This is a genomic window from Alkalihalobacillus trypoxylicola (assembly GCF_001590785.1).
Lineage (GTDB): Bacteria > Bacillota > Bacilli > Bacillales > Bacillaceae_D > Alkalihalobacillus > Alkalihalobacillus trypoxylicola.
In genome coordinates, this window is record NZ_LTAO01000005.1 from 45,256 (window position 1) to 61,352 (window position 16,097).

General features: G+C 36.6%; 12 protein-coding genes. All 12 read left to right on the forward strand.

Features of this window, described 5'->3' with window-relative positions:
* The first annotated feature begins 26 nt into the window (after positions 1-26).
* The 12 genes from prfB to uvrA all read left to right on the forward strand — a co-directional run bounded on the left by prfB (position 27) and on the right by uvrA (position 15,745).
* Positions 27-1,131, forward strand: a protein-coding gene (gene prfB, locus AZF04_RS04825) for a peptide chain release factor 2 (RefSeq protein WP_144203034.1) whose coding sequence is annotated in 2 segments (ribosomal slippage) — positions 27-98 and positions 100-1,131 — 1,104 coding nt in all. Because the reading frame shifts where the segments join, the coding sequence is not laid out codon by codon here.
* 236 nt (positions 1,132-1,367) lie between these two features.
* Positions 1,368-2,246 (forward strand): YitT family protein, encoded by an 879-nt coding sequence (locus AZF04_RS04830; RefSeq protein ID WP_061947785.1) that lies wholly within the window; start codon positions 1,368-1,370, stop codon positions 2,244-2,246.
* Between the two features lie 56 nt (positions 2,247-2,302).
* Positions 2,303-2,677 (forward strand): c-type cytochrome, encoded by a 375-nt coding sequence (locus AZF04_RS04835; RefSeq protein ID WP_045485255.1) that lies wholly within the window; start codon positions 2,303-2,305, stop codon positions 2,675-2,677.
* Positions 2,678-2,835: 158 nt separating this feature from the next.
* Positions 2,836-3,399 carry a hypothetical protein gene (locus AZF04_RS04840; protein WP_061947786.1) on the forward strand — a complete coding sequence of 188 codons (564 nt, stop codon included), beginning with the start codon at positions 2,836-2,838 and terminating at the stop codon, positions 3,397-3,399.
* 481 nt (positions 3,400-3,880) lie between these two features.
* On the forward strand, positions 3,881-4,567 hold the full coding sequence (gene ftsE / locus AZF04_RS04845) for a cell division ATP-binding protein FtsE (protein ID WP_045485252.1): 687 nt from the start codon (positions 3,881-3,883) through the stop codon (positions 4,565-4,567).
* The gene (ftsX, locus tag AZF04_RS04850) at positions 4,557-5,450 is read left to right on the forward strand and encodes a permease-like cell division protein FtsX (protein WP_061947787.1); all 894 of its coding nucleotides are present in this window, start codon (positions 4,557-4,559) and stop codon (positions 5,448-5,450) included. The genes ftsE and ftsX overlap by 11 nt, the downstream gene beginning before the upstream one ends.
* Positions 5,451-5,508: 58 nt before the next feature.
* The gene (locus tag AZF04_RS21870; protein WP_061947788.1) at positions 5,509-6,912 is read left to right on the forward strand and encodes a murein hydrolase activator EnvC family protein; all 1,404 of its coding nucleotides are present in this window, start codon (positions 5,509-5,511) and stop codon (positions 6,910-6,912) included.
* Between the two features lie 311 nt (positions 6,913-7,223).
* Positions 7,224-8,693 carry a S41 family peptidase gene (locus AZF04_RS04860; RefSeq protein ID WP_061947789.1) on the forward strand — a complete coding sequence of 490 codons (1,470 nt, stop codon included), beginning with the start codon at positions 7,224-7,226 and terminating at the stop codon, positions 8,691-8,693.
* A gap of 543 nt (positions 8,694-9,236) precedes the next feature.
* A complete protein-coding gene (locus AZF04_RS04865) occupies positions 9,237-10,424 on the forward strand; it encodes a PDZ domain-containing protein (RefSeq protein ID WP_061947790.1) in 1,188 nt (395 codons plus the stop codon).
* Positions 10,425-10,462: 38 nt separating this feature from the next.
* Positions 10,463-10,684 carry a DUF2198 family protein gene (locus tag AZF04_RS04870; protein ID WP_061947791.1) on the forward strand — a complete coding sequence of 74 codons (222 nt, stop codon included), beginning with the start codon at positions 10,463-10,465 and terminating at the stop codon, positions 10,682-10,684.
* Between the two features lie 206 nt (positions 10,685-10,890).
* Positions 10,891-12,870, forward strand: a complete 1,980-nt coding sequence (uvrB, locus tag AZF04_RS04875; RefSeq protein WP_061947792.1) for an excinuclease ABC subunit UvrB — start codon at positions 10,891-10,893, stop codon at positions 12,868-12,870.
* A 7-nt stretch (positions 12,871-12,877) separates the two neighbouring features.
* Positions 12,878-15,745, forward strand: a complete 2,868-nt coding sequence (gene uvrA / locus AZF04_RS04880; protein WP_061947793.1) for an excinuclease ABC subunit UvrA — start codon at positions 12,878-12,880, stop codon at positions 15,743-15,745.
* Positions 15,746-16,097 lie beyond the last annotated feature (352 nt).

Sequence of the window (16,097 nt, forward strand, 5' to 3'; positions counted from 1 at the left end):
GGAACATTATTTAATGAGGTGAAGGAATGGAATTAGTAGAGGTAAAACAAGAATTAGGAATGATTTCAAAAAGATTAAATGATTTTAGGGGGTCTCTTTGACTTAGAAGTTAAGCAAGAGAGAATGGCTGAGCTAGACGAACTTATGACAGACCCTGATTTTTGGAATGATCAAGAAAAAGCTCAAACAGTTATTAACGAATCTAATGCGCTAAAGGATCAAGTTAACACGTTTTTGAAGTTAAAGGATAGCTTTGAGGATTTAGAGGTTTCCTATGAGCTTGTTAAAGAGGAAGATGATCAAGAATTAGCAGAAGAGTTATTTTCAGGAGTGAAAGAGCTAGTAGAAGCCATGAACGAATTTGAATTACAGCTCCTTTTAAGCGAACCATATGATAAAAATAATGCAATTTTAGAGCTACATCCTGGAGCAGGAGGAACTGAGTCACAAGATTGGGCTTCCATGTTGTTAAGAATGTATACCCGCTGGGCTGAAGCAAAAGGGTTTAAGGTTGAAACGATGGATTATTTACCTGGTGATGAGGCTGGGGTGAAAAGTGTAACGCTTCTCATAAAAGGACATAATGCTTATGGTTATTTAAAAGCGGAAAAAGGAGTTCATCGACTGGTAAGAATTTCTCCTTTTGATTCTTCTGGACGTCGTCATACTTCCTTTGTATCCTGTGAAATTATGCCCGAATTAGATGACAATGTTGAAATTGATATCTCACCTGAGGATTTAAAAATTGATACGTACCGAGCAAGTGGTGCTGGAGGTCAGCATATTAATACAACAGATTCAGCTGTAAGGATTACACATTTGCCAACTAATACAGTTGTTACATGTCAAAGCGAAAGATCTCAAATTAAAAACCGTGAACAAGCGATGAAAATGATGAAAGCCAAACTTTATCAACTAAAATTAGAGGAACAGCAAAAACAACTTGATGAAATAAGAGGGGAACAGAAGGAAATTGGTTGGGGAAGCCAAATCCGTTCCTATGTATTTCATCCGTATAGCTTAGTAAAAGATCACCGCACTAATTTTGAAATAGGTAATACAAATGGTGTGATGGATGGAGATTTAGATGGCTTTATTGATGCCTATCTTCGTTCAACGATTAAAGTATAAGAACTCATTTAAAACTCCTTTTTCCTGCATCTCGCAGAAAAGAGGAGTTTTTTGTTATGGAAAATGGTCATGCTCCAAATAAGCTGTCTCAACATTCATTCATCCATACTTAGTCCCTTTACTACGTTAATGGGCTCTTATTTACAGCATTTATATTCGAGTGCTATACTACGCAAGGATTGTATAGATTTAAGCATACTAGAAAGTAGCAACAATTGGACAAGGGGGTATAATAAGTGAGAAATAAACATAGAAATCATCGTATTAGAGGGAAAAAATGGGATTTTATATATACATATGCTCATATTTTAACCGGTTCAGCAATTGTAGCCATATCATTTAATTTATTTTTGCTTCCGAACAAAATAGCGTCAGGCGGAGTAAGTGGTTTTAGTACTATAATAAAGCATGTTTTTGGGTTTGAGCCAGCTTTTACACAATGGTCGTTAAATATCCCACTATTTATTATGGGGATTTTATTGTTAGGTGGATTAAAATACGGAATTAAAACATTAGTTGGTACCTTATTTTTACCATTTGTCGTTCTAATCACAAGTGGATGGTCTTCGGGAGTAGCAGATCCACTATTAGGAGCAATTTTTGGTGGTATTGGTGTTGGGCTAGGTTTAGGAATAGTATTTAGAGCAAATGCTAGTACTGGAGGAACTGATTTAGCCGCACAAATCGTTCAGAAATATACCGGAATTAGTATTGGAGCGGCTGTTTTTATAATGGATGGCTTAATTGTCATCGCTTCTGCTTTTACTTTTGGACTAGAATTAGCCCTTTATGCATTAATATCTTTATTTGTTACAGGAAAAACGATTGATATTGTCCAAATGGGGGTAGGATATGCAAAGGTAGCTTTAATTATCTCAGAGCATCAAGACCAAGTGAAAGATGGAATTTTACTTGAAGTCGATAGAGGTGTGACAAAGCTAAACGGCTACGGAGGATATACGAATGAGAAGAGAGATGTCCTTATGTGCGTCGTGAATCAGGGTGAAGTCACAAAATTGAAACAAATAGTGAAATCCATTGATCCAAAGGCTTTTGTTGTGGTTACTAATGCAACAGAAGTTCTTGGTGAAGGTTTTAAAGGAAGTAACTCTTGAGTAATTTAGGCTATACTAATGATGTAAGATTTTTAACAGGAAAGGAGGGAAAACAGATGAAAAAATACTTATTAGCATTAGGCTTATTAGTTTCTCTTACAGCCTGTGGTGGTGGAGATTCAGGTCCTGGGGAAGATCCAGTAGATGAAGCTCCTGTAGACGAAACACCAGCTGAAGAAGAAAATGATGCTGGTGAAGAAGCATCAGGAACAGTTGATGTAACGGCAGCAGAAGCTTCTTATGAGCAAAGCTGTATTGGCTGTCATGGTGGTGATTTAGCAGGTGGAGCAGGTCCAGCCCTTACAAATAATGGTTTATCTAGTGATGAAATTTATACCATTATTAAAGAGGGTAAAGGAGGAATGCCCGCTTTTCCTAATATTCCAGATGATGAGGCTGAAAACTTAGCATTATGGATTTCTGAGCAATAAATATGAAAAGGCTGTCCCAACTAGTCATAAAAATGACTTGAGGATGACAGCCTTTTTTTAATTTTAGATAGAAGAAAGGAAAGCCTCTTTGCTCATTAAAATCAGTTTGGCTGAAATGCAGGAGGTGCGTTAACCGGAGTCTAAAAGGAAGAGTTCTATTGGAAGGGAAAGAGCGCAAATCCATCAGAAAGGTCAAAAGGAGAAGGTCAATTGGAAGGAAAAGTAAGCAAAGTCAGAAGAAGGGTCAAAAAGGTGAGCTCTATTGGAAGGAAAAGCAGCAGCATCAGAAGAACGGTCAAAAGGAAGAACTCTATTGGAAGGAAAAGAGAACCGTACCAAGAAAACGGTCAAAAGGAGAAGCGCTATTCACCCGAAAAGTAAGCCTCATCAGAAGAACGGTCAAAAGGAGAAGCGCTATTCACCCGAAAGGAGAGCCGCGTCAGAAGAACGGTCAAAAGGAAGCAATCTATTCACCCAAAAAGAGAGCTGCGTCAGAAGAACGGTCAAAAGGAGAAGCGCTATTCACCCGAAAAGAGAGCCGTATCAGAAGAACGGTCAAAAGGAAGCAATCTATTCACCCGAAAAGAGAGCCGCATCAGAAGAACGGTCAAAAAGGTGAGCTCTATTGGAAGGAAAAGCAGCAGCATCAGAAGAACGGTCAAAAGGGAGCAATCTATTCACCACGAAAACGGTCAAATAGGAAAGCTTCGAATAGTCAATAAAATAACTCCAAGCAGAGAAATCCTCAATAGTTGCTTCCCGTTCTTGGGTGACAATAAAAACCTCTCTTTAATAGGTGTAAATACCTACATATGAGTATTTTCTCCTGATTATTACATTTTAAAGACATCCTATATGAATAGACTGAATTTTTGTATAACCTTTGAGGATTTGCTTTGCTTATAGAGGACAGTTAATTCGACAAGATTCTACATTTTTTGTAAACGGTCACTATTTACAATAATAACGATGAACGCGTTTGCAATGTCTAGTTTGAAATGAAATTGTAATAAAAATCCTAACTCATGAGTTTTTATTTAATGTTATAATGAAAAAGCAATGTGACAAATGAACTCAAAAAGGTTGTGATTTCTACAATTTTTTCATGTTTATACATAGAATAAATCCAACTACAACAAGGCGTTCACAGTCGTTTGAGATTGTCTTGCAAAAAAGAGAGCGCAAGGAAGTGATAAAATGACCATGATTGAAATGAAAGATGTATGGAAAGCATATCCAAATAATGTAAAAGCAATTAATGGGATTAATTTCCAAGTGGATAAAGGTGAATTTGTATATATAGTTGGGCCTAGTGGAGCTGGGAAATCGACTTTTATAAAATTAATATATAGAGAAGAAAAGCCTTCAAAAGGTGAGATTTTTGTCGATAACACAAATATTGCAAAAATCAAGGAGAGACATGTCCCGTTTTTAAGAAGAAGAATTGGTGTAGTTTTCCAAGACTTCAGACTTTTGCAGCAATTAAATGTTTATGAAAACATTGCTTATGCACTAGAAGTTATTGAAGAAGAACGAGATGTTATTAAAAGAAAAGTTATGGATGTTTTAGATATTGTGCAATTAAAGAACAAGGCGAGAGCTTTTCCATCAGAGCTATCAGGTGGAGAGCAACAAAGGGTCGCGATTGCAAGAGCGATTGTTAACCAGCCTGAAGTGCTTATTGCCGATGAGCCTACAGGGAATCTAGACCCAGAGACAGCTTGGGAAATAATGGACGTACTTGATGAAATTAATCATAGAGGAACGACAATCTTAATGGCCACACATAATAAAGATATTGTAAACACTATTAAAAAGCGTGTAATTGCGATTGAATCTGGCCGAATTGTTCGTGATGAAGTCAGGGGGAATTACGGATATGAAACTTAGAACCCTAGGTCGGCATTTTAAAGAAGGAACGAAAAACCTTGGTCGTAATGGCTGGATGACGTTTGCTTCTATTAGTGCCGTTACGATTATGTTGTTTGTAGTAGGAGTATTCCTATTACTCATTCTTAACATTAATCATTTGGCTACTGCAGTTGAAGATGATGTAGAAATTAGAGTTTATATTGATTTGACGGCCGATGATGATCAGCAGGAAGTGCTGAGAGAGGAAATCGAAGGTCTGCCAAATGTGAATTCTGTTACTTTTGTTGACAAAGATCAAGGATTAAATCAGTTAATTGATAGCTTAGAAGATAGAGGAGAGGTGTTTGAATCTATAAGAGAGGAAAACCCTTTAAATGACGTTTTTGTTGTACAAGCCTCAAATCCTCAATTAACAGAGCAAGTTGCCAATGAAATTAGCGAATTTAATTATATTGACCAGATAAGATATGGTCAGGATTTTGTAGAAAGACTTTTTGCTGTTACCAATTTGGCAAGAGTAGTGGGAGTCGTCTTGGTAATTGGAATGATGTTTACGGCTATGTTCTTAATTTCAAATACAATTAAACTAACAATAGTAGCTAGAAAACGAGAAATTAAAATAATGAAATTAGTTGGAGCAACAAATGGATTTATAAGATGGCCATTCTTTGTTGAAGGACTTTTCCTAGGGATTATTGGTTCTTTAATACCTGTTACAGCGATAGGGTTCGGTTATCACTATTTTATTTCGAATTACGGGGATCGTTTTGAGAACAATTTCTTCTCCCTATTACCGGTATTCCCATTTGTATGGCAAATAGGTTTGTTACTTTTAGGAATTGGCGCGTTAGTAGGTGTATGGGGAAGTGTAATGTCAGTTAGAAAATTTTTAAGAGTTTAAGTCGAGCGGACTCGGTAAAACAACCAAAACAGGCAAATCCAAAGGGAGGAACGGTTGAATGAAAAGAAAGCTTATGTATATGACGGCTGCTACGGTAGTAGCTGTCTCCGCATTAGCGGCGTCGCAAACGACAGCTTATGCTAATGAAGAATTAAAGCAAAAGATTTCAGATGTTGAGTCGCAAAGAACGGACATGCAGGATGATGTAAAAGGTAAAGAAGAAGAATTAGAGCATTTAGAAATTGAAATGGTTGGACTTAATGTGGAAATTAATCAAATCGATGAGAGCCTCAGTGAAACAAGTGAGAAAATAAAAACGAAAGAAGCTGAAATTGCTGAAGTTGAAGATGAGATTAATACATTAAGAGAAGAAATAAAAATTTTAGAAGAGCGTATTGCAGAGCGAGATGAATTACTAAAAAGTAGAGCGGTTTCCATGTATCAATCTGGAGACGTTAATTACTTAGAAGTTATTTTGGAAGCTAGAGATTTTGGTGACTTATTAGATCGATTAACGGCTTTTACAGTTATAGCTCAGCAAGACCACAATATCTTAGAAGCTCATATGGCTGACCAACTAGCTCTTGAAGATTCTAAGGCAAAGGTAGAAGAAAATCTAGTAACCTTGCAAGGGCATTTAGAAGAATTTGAGAGTTTGAAGGCAGAGCTTGATAGTCAAAGAGCAGTAAAAGACGAATTATTAGCACAAGTAGAAGAAGAACATGACCATGTACATAATTATATTCTAGAAAAAGAAGAAGAGGAACAAATATTAAAAGCTCAAGAAGCTGCACTTAAACAGCAGCTAGCTGAATATGAAGCAGAACAGGCGCGATTAGCAGAAGAAGCCCGAAAAGCAGAGGAAGCTCGTAAAGCTGAAGAAGCAAGAAAAGCAGAAGCAGCTCAAAAAGCAAAGGAAAGTGAAACGAAAGTCCAAACTTCTGGTTCATCATCTAATAACAGCTCTGCTAGTCAATCAGGTGGAAGTAATAACACCCCTAGTCAGTCAACGTCAGTGCAAGCTCCAGCCTCTAATGCTATTTTTGTAAGACCAGCTCAAGGAGCTATCTCTTCTCATTATGGCTATCGTGGTTCTTTTGGACCGAATAATGAGTTTGGTGGAAGTATGCACCATGGTATTGACTTTAGACGAAGTGGTACAGGCTATGACCCAATTTTTGCAGCAGATGCGGGACAGGTTATTACCGCAACATGGTCTGATAGCTATGGAAACTATATTATTATTAGTCACATTGTCGATGGACAACAAATCTCGACCTTGTATGCTCATTTAGATAGAATGGATGTAAGTGTTGGAGATAAGGTTTCTCGTGGACAAACGATTGGATTAATGGGTAATACGGGAAGATCGACAGGACCTCATCTACATTTTGAAGTTCATGTGGGTGGATGGAATAACAATAAAACCAACTCTGTTAACCCTATTAATTATATTCCATAAAATTAGTGATATATGATAAAAAATGAATCCTCACGGCAATCGACGTGGGGATTTTCAATATATAGAAAATAAGTTGAATATGAAAGATATTTTGATGAAATGCCTTTTTATATTACAAACTTTTAAAATGATTTCCTATCACTTTGACTTCTGCTTTTGTAATGTCTAAAATGGTGGAAAATACAAAGAACATATTATCGTTAGAGTTGACATATGATAAAATGGAGTCAAATACAGTTTACTATGTGGACAAGTTAAAATATTTACTTTATGGAAGTAAAGAATGTTTAAATTAAACTAGGAGTGGTCATGTGAGCAACAAGCGTTCGTTATACATTCTTTTAGGTGTGATTGTTACTTTAGGTTTTGTTGGTTTCTTTGCAATCAACACATTTGATTTAAATCCAGCAGAAGAAGTGGCGAGTACAGCCAATAATGGAAATAGCATAATCACAGAAAGTCAGGAAAATTTATCTGAACAAGAATTAGTTGAAAAATTTACAATGGCACTAAAGATTATAGAAGATCAATATATTGATGAAGTAGAGCAGGATGAATTAATTGAAGGCGCCATAAAAGGGATGCTAGAAACATTAGAGGACCCATACTCAGATTATATGGATCAAGAAATGGCTCATCAATTTGAAGAATCTTTAGACTCTCATTTTGAGGGAATAGGTGCTGAAGTAAGCATGCAAAATGGAAGAGTGACTATTGTTGCTCCAATTAGAGATTCTCCTGCCGAAAAAGTAGGGCTTCAGCCAAATGATCAAATTATCAAGATCGATGGAGAAGAAATTGAAGATTTAACGTTAAATGAAGCTGTTCTGCAAATTCGCGGTGAAAAAGGAACTACAGTTCGACTTACGATTGAAAGACCAGGTGTAAGTGATTTAATTGATTTTGATGTCGTTCGTGATGAAATTCCAATTGAGACATTAACGAGTGAATTAATTGAACAAGATGGTTCCAAAATTGGCTACATTGTAATTTCTTCATTCTCTGTTGATACAGCTGAGCGATTTGAAGAAGCATTAAAAGAATTAGAAGCTAAAGAGATGGACGGTTTAGTCATTGATGTACGTGGAAATCCAGGTGGTTATTTAAAATCTGTTGAGGATATTGGTAGCATGATTATTCCAGGTGGCGAACCAATTGTCCAAATTGAAAATAGAGACGGCGAAAAGGAACGTCATATTTCTTCATTAAATGAAACGAAGTCTTATCCGATAGTAGGAATTACGGATGGAGCGAGTGCTTCGGCTTCAGAAATTTTATCTGCCGCTTTAATTGAGGCAGGTGGCTATGATGTGGTCGGTTTAACAACCTTTGGGAAAGGGACGGTTCAACAAACCATTCCAATGGGTGATGGAAGTCAGTTAAAGCTTTCCTTATATCGTTGGTTAACATCAGCAGGTAATAACATTCACACTGAAGGTGTAGACCCGACAGTTGAAGTTAAACAGCCTGAATACTTTTATGTCACACCAGTCTTAGCTGAAGAGCCTCTTAAATTAGAAATGATGAACGAACAAATTAGAAGTGCTCAAGTCATGTTAATAGGATTAGGGTATGATTTAGAAAGAGAGGACGGCTATTTCGATGAAGAAACAAAAGCTGCTGTCGAGCAATTCCAGTCTGATCAAAGCTTATCGGTAACTGGAGAAATTGATGAAGATACAGCGGGAGTTTTACAAACAGAAATTATTGAAAAAGTCCGTGACCGAGAAAATGATGAGCAACTTAAAAAAGCGATTGAATTAGTCGTAGAGCAAAAATAATCAAATAAAGCTCATGAAGCGAAACTTGAAATGTTTTGTATTGGATAGCAAACAGGACCCTCCTTCTTATTAAAAGAAGGAGGGTCCTGTTGAATTTGTAGATACTCTATGAAATCTAGCGAACACAAGAAACGGACACTTCTATGGCAGGAAGTGGCTATGCCGAAATCCTCTTATAAAAAAGTTCGTTCGGAGCCATGACCGCTGAGTGTCTTGGAGGAGCGAACAGCCAAGCGCTTATGATGAGTGAAGTCATTCATTTATAAGTATTGTACCACTCGTTTTTAAAATAATCTTTTTCATAGCTGGTCATTAAATGTTTGTACGTAGGTGATTAGTCAAAATGGTGTCGAGCAAAAACGTTTGTTTTTATATAGTAGTAGTTATTGCGATTGATTTCATTATTTTTCGGGAAATAAAAGTAAACGAAGTGTAGAAATAAATCGAATAAACTCGAGTTTATAATTAAGTCTCATTTCCTGCTGTATTCATCTCTGCTTTGTGGTATGTTTAATGATAGAAGAGACTTGGAGGGTAGAGAACATGTTAATTGATATACTCATAACAGTTGGAATAACAATTGGAAGCTTTTTTATGAATCCTTTATTTTATTTGGGGTTATTGATTATCTTTATTTTAGCTAATCAAAGAGTTAATAAAGAAAGAAATGCTTTTAATACAAGAGTTTTTGCGCGAAGAGCTGACATTATTGTTCCTTTTTGGCAATCTTTAATTATTGGTTTAGTATTCTCAATTATTACGGCAGCTCTTGGAATAGTTGTTTCTTTACCATTTCTAATATTGTTATTTGCTGTATATTTTATATTAGCCATTACGACACAAATTAGATGGATCTCTCCCGTATATGCTTTAGGGATTATGATAATTATTCTATCACTAGAACCACTGGTAGGAGGATATAGCAGCTTAACGGATTTATATAACTATGTTTCTGATATACCCCTTATAACAATGGTTATTCTTTTAGCCACTTTATTATTAGTGGAAACCATTCTGGTTATGAGAAGTGGTCACAAATTTACATCTCCTAACCTACAGAGAAGTAAAAGAGGTAAATGGGTTGGACAGCATGAAGTCAAGCGTCTTTGGGTTATTCCTGTTGTATTATTTATTCCAAATGGAATCATTCCTACATTTGATTTTTGGCCAGTTATATCACTTGGTGAAACGCAATTACAGCCAGTACTGGTACCTTTTTTAATAGGCTTTCACCATTTATTTAAATCAAATATACCTGCAAAGGCTATAAAAAGATTGAACCGCTCGCTACTACTATTTTCGGTATTAATGGTTGGTTTAACTGTTACTGCTTATTTCTTTCCTATTATTTCATTAGGCATTGCTATATTAGCGATTCTTGCTCGTGAAGCAATTAGCTTCATTACTCGATCAAAAGAAAAGCAGTCTGCACCATTTTTTACAGCAAAAGATCAAGGCTGTACGGTATTAGGTATTCTTCCTGGAAGTCCAGCAGAGAAAATGAGCATAAAAATAGGAGAAACGATAACCAAGGTTAATGGACAAGCTGTTCATAATGAGCATGAATTTTATGAAGCACTTCAATTAAATTCTGCATTTTGTAAGCTAGAAGTGAAAGATTATGCTCATGAAGTCCGATTTGCTCAAGGAGCACTTTATGTTGGAGAGCATCATCAACTTGGTGTATTATTAGTAAAGACGGAACAAGATTTACAGGATTCAGTTATTTAATTATTTATAGATTTTCCTATTATTAAAAGGGGCATTTTATGGAGTTTTTTCTTGTAAGCATCATCCCATTTTTAGCCATGTTAATAGTAACGAGAGTAACCTTTAGTATAATTGGAAGCTCGATAGTAACATGGATGATTTTAATTTTTGCTGTAAATGTATTAGAAATGGCATGGTATTTAATAGTATTATCAATTATTTCGTATATGATAGGATTATTTTTTTCAAGCAAGATCTTGAAAAAAAAGCCGGGTATGTAAAAGAGTCGATATCGACTCTTTTTTCTCTTTTTTAGAACTCTCAATTTCTATTTATTTTGTTTGTGGTTAGTGAAAAGGGGAATGATGAAAAAAGGAAGTATATTAATAAATAATTATAAAACATACGTTCGATAATTAGTTTTATTTTTTATAATATATGCTATACTATAGGAATAGATCGTTTGTTCGTAAAAGGAGGAGTTCCCTTGGATAAAAAGTTTGAGCTAGTTTCTCAATATCAGCCAAGTGGTGATCAACCAGAGGCGATAAAACAGCTTGTAAACGGAATTGAAAATGGAGAAAAACATTTAACCTTATTAGGTGCAACTGGTACAGGGAAAACCTTTACTATGTCGAATGTTATTCAACAAATTAATAAGCCTACATTAGTTATGGCTCATAATAAAACGTTAGCTGGACAATTATATAGTGAATTTAAAGACTTTTTTCCAAATAACGCTGTTGAATATTTCGTTAGCTATTATGATTACTACCAGCCAGAGGCATATGTACCGTCATCTGACACTTATATTGAGAAGGATGCTAGCATTAATGATGAAATAGATAAGCTTCGACATGCTGCAACAAGTGCTTTGTTAGAGAGAAAAGACGTAATCATTATTGCGAGTGTTTCTTGTATATATGGTTTAGGTTCACCGGAAGAGTATCGAGAGATGATGGTTTCATTAAGAACAGGACAGGAGCTGGAAAGAAATCAACTGCTGCGAGATTTAGTTGATATTCAATATAATCGAAACGATATGAATTTTGTGCGTGGTACCTTCCGTGTAAGAGGCGATGTTGTTGAGATTTTTCCGGCCTCAAGGGATGAACAATGTATAAGGATAGAATTTTTTGGTGATGAAATTGACCGAATTACCGAGGTAGACGCTCTAACAGGAGAGATTAAAGGCGAGCGAAATCATGTAGCCATTTTCCCTGCCTCTCACTTTGTGACGAGAGAAGAAAAAATGAAACTGGCCATTAAAAATATAGAAGTAGAATTAGAACAGCAGCTCAAAGAGCTTCATGAGAATGGAAAATTATTAGAAGCTCAACGACTTGAGCAAAGAACAAGATATGATTTAGAAATGATGGCAGAAATGGGATTCTGCTCAGGAATAGAAAATTACTCTAGACATTTAACATTAAGAGAGGCGGGGGTCACTCCATATACTCTTCTAGATTTCTTCCCTGAAGACTTTCTATTAATCATGGATGAATCGCATGTATCTGTCCCGCAAGTACGTGGAATGTATAATGGTGACCGTGCACGAAAAGAGGTCCTTGTTAATCATGGATTTCGATTGCCATCAGCATTAGATAACCGTCCACTAAAATTTGAAGAGTTTGAGAAGAAGATGAGACAGGTAGTTTATGTATCAGCAACGCCAGGTCCTTATGAGCTGGAGCATACACCAACGATGGTTGAACAAATTATTCGTCCTACAGGACTTTTAGATCCAAAAATCGAAGTACGACCTATTCAAGGTCAAATAGATGACCTAATTGCTGAAATTCATCAAAGAGTAGAAAAAAATGAACGAGTTCTCGTTACTACATTGACGAAAAAAATGTCGGAGGATTTAACGGATTATCTGAAAGAAATAGGGATTAAAGTTAGGTATTTGCACTCTGAGGTAAAGACGTTAGAGAGAATCGAAATTATTAGACAGTTGAGATTAGGTACATTTGATGTATTAATAGGTATTAACTTGTTAAGAGAAGGGCTGGATATCCCGGAAGTATCTTTAGTTACAATTCTAGATGCTGACAAGGAAGGCTTTTTACGATCAGAGCGTTCTCTTATTCAAACGATTGGTCGTGCTGCTCGAAATGAAAATGGTCATGTCATCATGTATGCTGATAAAATGACTAACTCTATGACTGTAGCCATAGAGGAAACGAAAAGAAGGCGTCTAATTCAAAAAGATTTTAATAAGGAACATGGAATTAGTCCAAAAACGATTCAAAAGAAGATACCAGATGTCATTCAAGCTACTTTTGTTGCTGAGGAAGAAGAAAGCTACGAAAACAAAGCTCCAAAGCAAAAGTTAAATAAAATAGAAAAACAGAAAATGCTTGAGAATATGGAAAAAGAAATGAAAGAAGCGGCTAAAGCTCTAAACTTCGAAAGGGCAGCGGAGCTAAGAGATTTAATTTTAGAATTGAAAGCGGAAGGGTGACAAAAGAATGGCATTAGAAAGTATAGTAGTTAAGGGAGCGCGCTCTCACAATCTGAAAAATATAGATGTAACCATTCCAAGAGATAAATTGGTTGTTCTAACCGGTTTATCTGGTTCGGGTAAATCCTCTCTAGCTTTTGATACGATTTATGCTGAAGGGCAAAGAAGATATGTTGAATCTCTTTCCGCTTATGCTAGACAATTTTTAGGGCAGATGGATAAACCAGATGTAGATACCATTGAAGGACTTTCACCTGCGATTTCGATTGATCAAAAAACAACAAGTCGAAACCCTCGTTCAACAGTAGGTACAGTAACAGAAATCTTTGATTATTTACGACTTCTATACGCACGAATAGGACACCCTGTTTGTCCAAAGCACGGTATAGAAATTTCCTCCCAAACCGTACAACAAATGGTTGACCGTTTAAAGGAGTTTCCTGAACGGACAAAAATGCAAATACTAGCACCTCTTATTTCCGGTCGCAAAGGCACACATGTAAAAACATTGGAAGAAATTAAGAAGCAAGGGTTTGTACGAGTGCGTGTAAATGGAGAAATGCGCGAAGTGGCAGAAGACATCGAATTAGAAAAAAATAAAAAACATACAATAGAAGTAGTGATTGACCGTATAGTGATGAAAGAGGGAGTAGAGTCACGTTTAGCTGATTCGCTTGAAACGGCTTTAGGTTTAGCAGACGGTAGAGTGTTAGTCGATGTGATTGATGGTGAGGAATTGTTATTTAGCCAACACCATGCATGTCCAGAGTGTGGATTCTCAATACCAGAACTAGAGCCGAGAATGTTCTCCTTTAATAGTCCATTTGGAGCCTGTCCTAAATGTGATGGATTAGGAGTAAAGCTAGAAGTCGATTTAGATTTAATTATTCCTGATAAAGATAAAACCTTAAAAGAGCATGCGATAGCTCCATGGGAGCCAACCAGCTCACAATACTATCCTCAATTATTAGCGGCTGTCTGTGATCATTATGGGATTAGTTTAGATCAACCTGTTAAAGATATACCAGATACGTTAATGGATAAGATATTATATGGAAGTGGTCAGGAGAAAATTTATTTTAGGTATGAGAATGAGTTTGGTCAAGTACGAGAAAACCATATAAATTTTGAGGGAGTCGTACAAAACGTATCTAGAAGATATCATGAGACAAGCTCTGATTATATACGTGAGCAAATGGAAGCTTATATGGCAGAACGAGCATGTCCAACCTGCAAAGGTTATCGTTTGAAAAAGGAAATGTTGGCTGTTTATGTTGATGAAAAACATATAGGAGAAATAACTTCCTTATCTGTAAAAGATGCACTGACATTCTTTAAAAGTATTGAATTAAATGAAAAGGATCGGGCAATTGCACGATTAATTATCAAAGAAATTGAAGACCGTTTAGGATTTCTTAATAATGTCGGTCTTGATTATTTATCATTAAGTCGTTCAGCAGGGTCACTTTCTGGTGGAGAAGCGCAGCGGATACGACTAGCCACTCAAATTGGTTCGGCATTAATGGGTGTACTTTATATTTTAGACGAACCTTCTATAGGATTGCATCAACGAGATAATGATCGTTTAATTGAAACCTTAGAATATATGAGGGACCTAGGGAATACACTAATTGTTGTCGAGCATGATGAAGACACTATGCTTGCTGCAGACTATCTTATTGATATTGGGCCAGGAGCAGGGATTCATGGTGGGAATGTTACTTCAGAAGGTAGTCCGCAAGAAATAATGGAGGATGATAATTCTTTAACAGGACAGTATCTATCTGGAAAAAAATTCATTGCGATCCCTGAAAAAAGACGCGAGCATGATGGCCGCTTTTTAACAGTAAAAAAAGCCGAAGAGAATAACTTAAAGAATGTTTCTGTAGACTTTCCATTAGGGTTATTTTTAGCTGTAACGGGCGTTTCTGGATCAGGAAAAAGTACGTTAATTAATGAAATTGTCTATAAGGCATTGGCGCAAAAATTGTATCGTTCTAAAGAAAAACCGGGCCAACACAAAGAGATAGTAGGGTTAGACTTTATCGATAAAGTCATTGAAATAGACCAATCGCCAATCGGGAGGACACCTCGTTCTAATCCAGCAACGTATACAGGTGTTTTTGACGATATCCGTGATGTTTTTGCGATAACAAATGAAGCAAAGGTTCGTGGTTATAAAAAGGGCCGCTTTAGTTTTAATGTAAAAGGTGGACGATGTGAAGCATGTCGTGGAGATGGAATTATTAAGATTGAAATGCATTTCTTGCCAGATGTATATGTTCCATGTGAAGTTTGTGACGGAAAAAGATATAATCGAGAAACGTTAGAAATAAAATATAAAGGCAAGACCATTGCTGATGTTCTAGAGATGACCGTAGAAGAAGGATTAGATTTCTTTGCTAATATCCCAAAAATCCAAAGAAAAATTCAAACTTTAGTGGATGTGGGTCTCGGTTATATTCGCTTAGGGCAACCGGCTACAACCCTTTCTGGTGGGGAAGCACAACGAGTGAAATTAGCTTCTCAGTTGCATAAGCGTTCAACTGGTAAGACGATTTACATTTTAGATGAACCGACTACGGGATTACATGTCGATGATATTTCTCGTTTATTATCTGTTTTACACCGAATTGTTGACAATGGAGATACAGTATTAGTGATAGAACATAATTTAGATGTAATCAAAACCGTTGATCATATCATTGACCTGGGTCCTGAAGGTGGAGACAAAGGCGGTATGATTATTGCCGAAGGTACACCAGAGCAGGTAGCAGAGGAAAAGGCTTCTTATACAGGGAAATATTTAAAGCCTATACTCGAGCGAGATAAGAAAAGAATGGAAGAGCGATTGCATCAGTTACAGGATGCCTAATGATCGTTCATTTATAAATTGGGAAAAAGTTGAGATAATTTCTTTGTAGGCACGAAGGCGAAGGCAAATGGGAAATGAATATCAAGATCCCTGATCAAATAACAGAGCCGAGAAACGAAGCAAGCGAGCACTTGACCATATGTAGGAGACGGAAAGAAAGCGTTTGTCTTTGTAGGMACGAAGGCGAAGGCAAATGAGAAGAGAATGTCTTGATTCCTGAGCAGWTGACAGAGCCGAGAAACGAAGAAAGCGAYAAGCACTTGACCATATGTAGGAGACGGAAAGAAAGCGTTTGTCTTTGTAGGCACGAAGGCGAAGGCAAATGAGAAGAGAATGTCTTGATTCCTGAGCA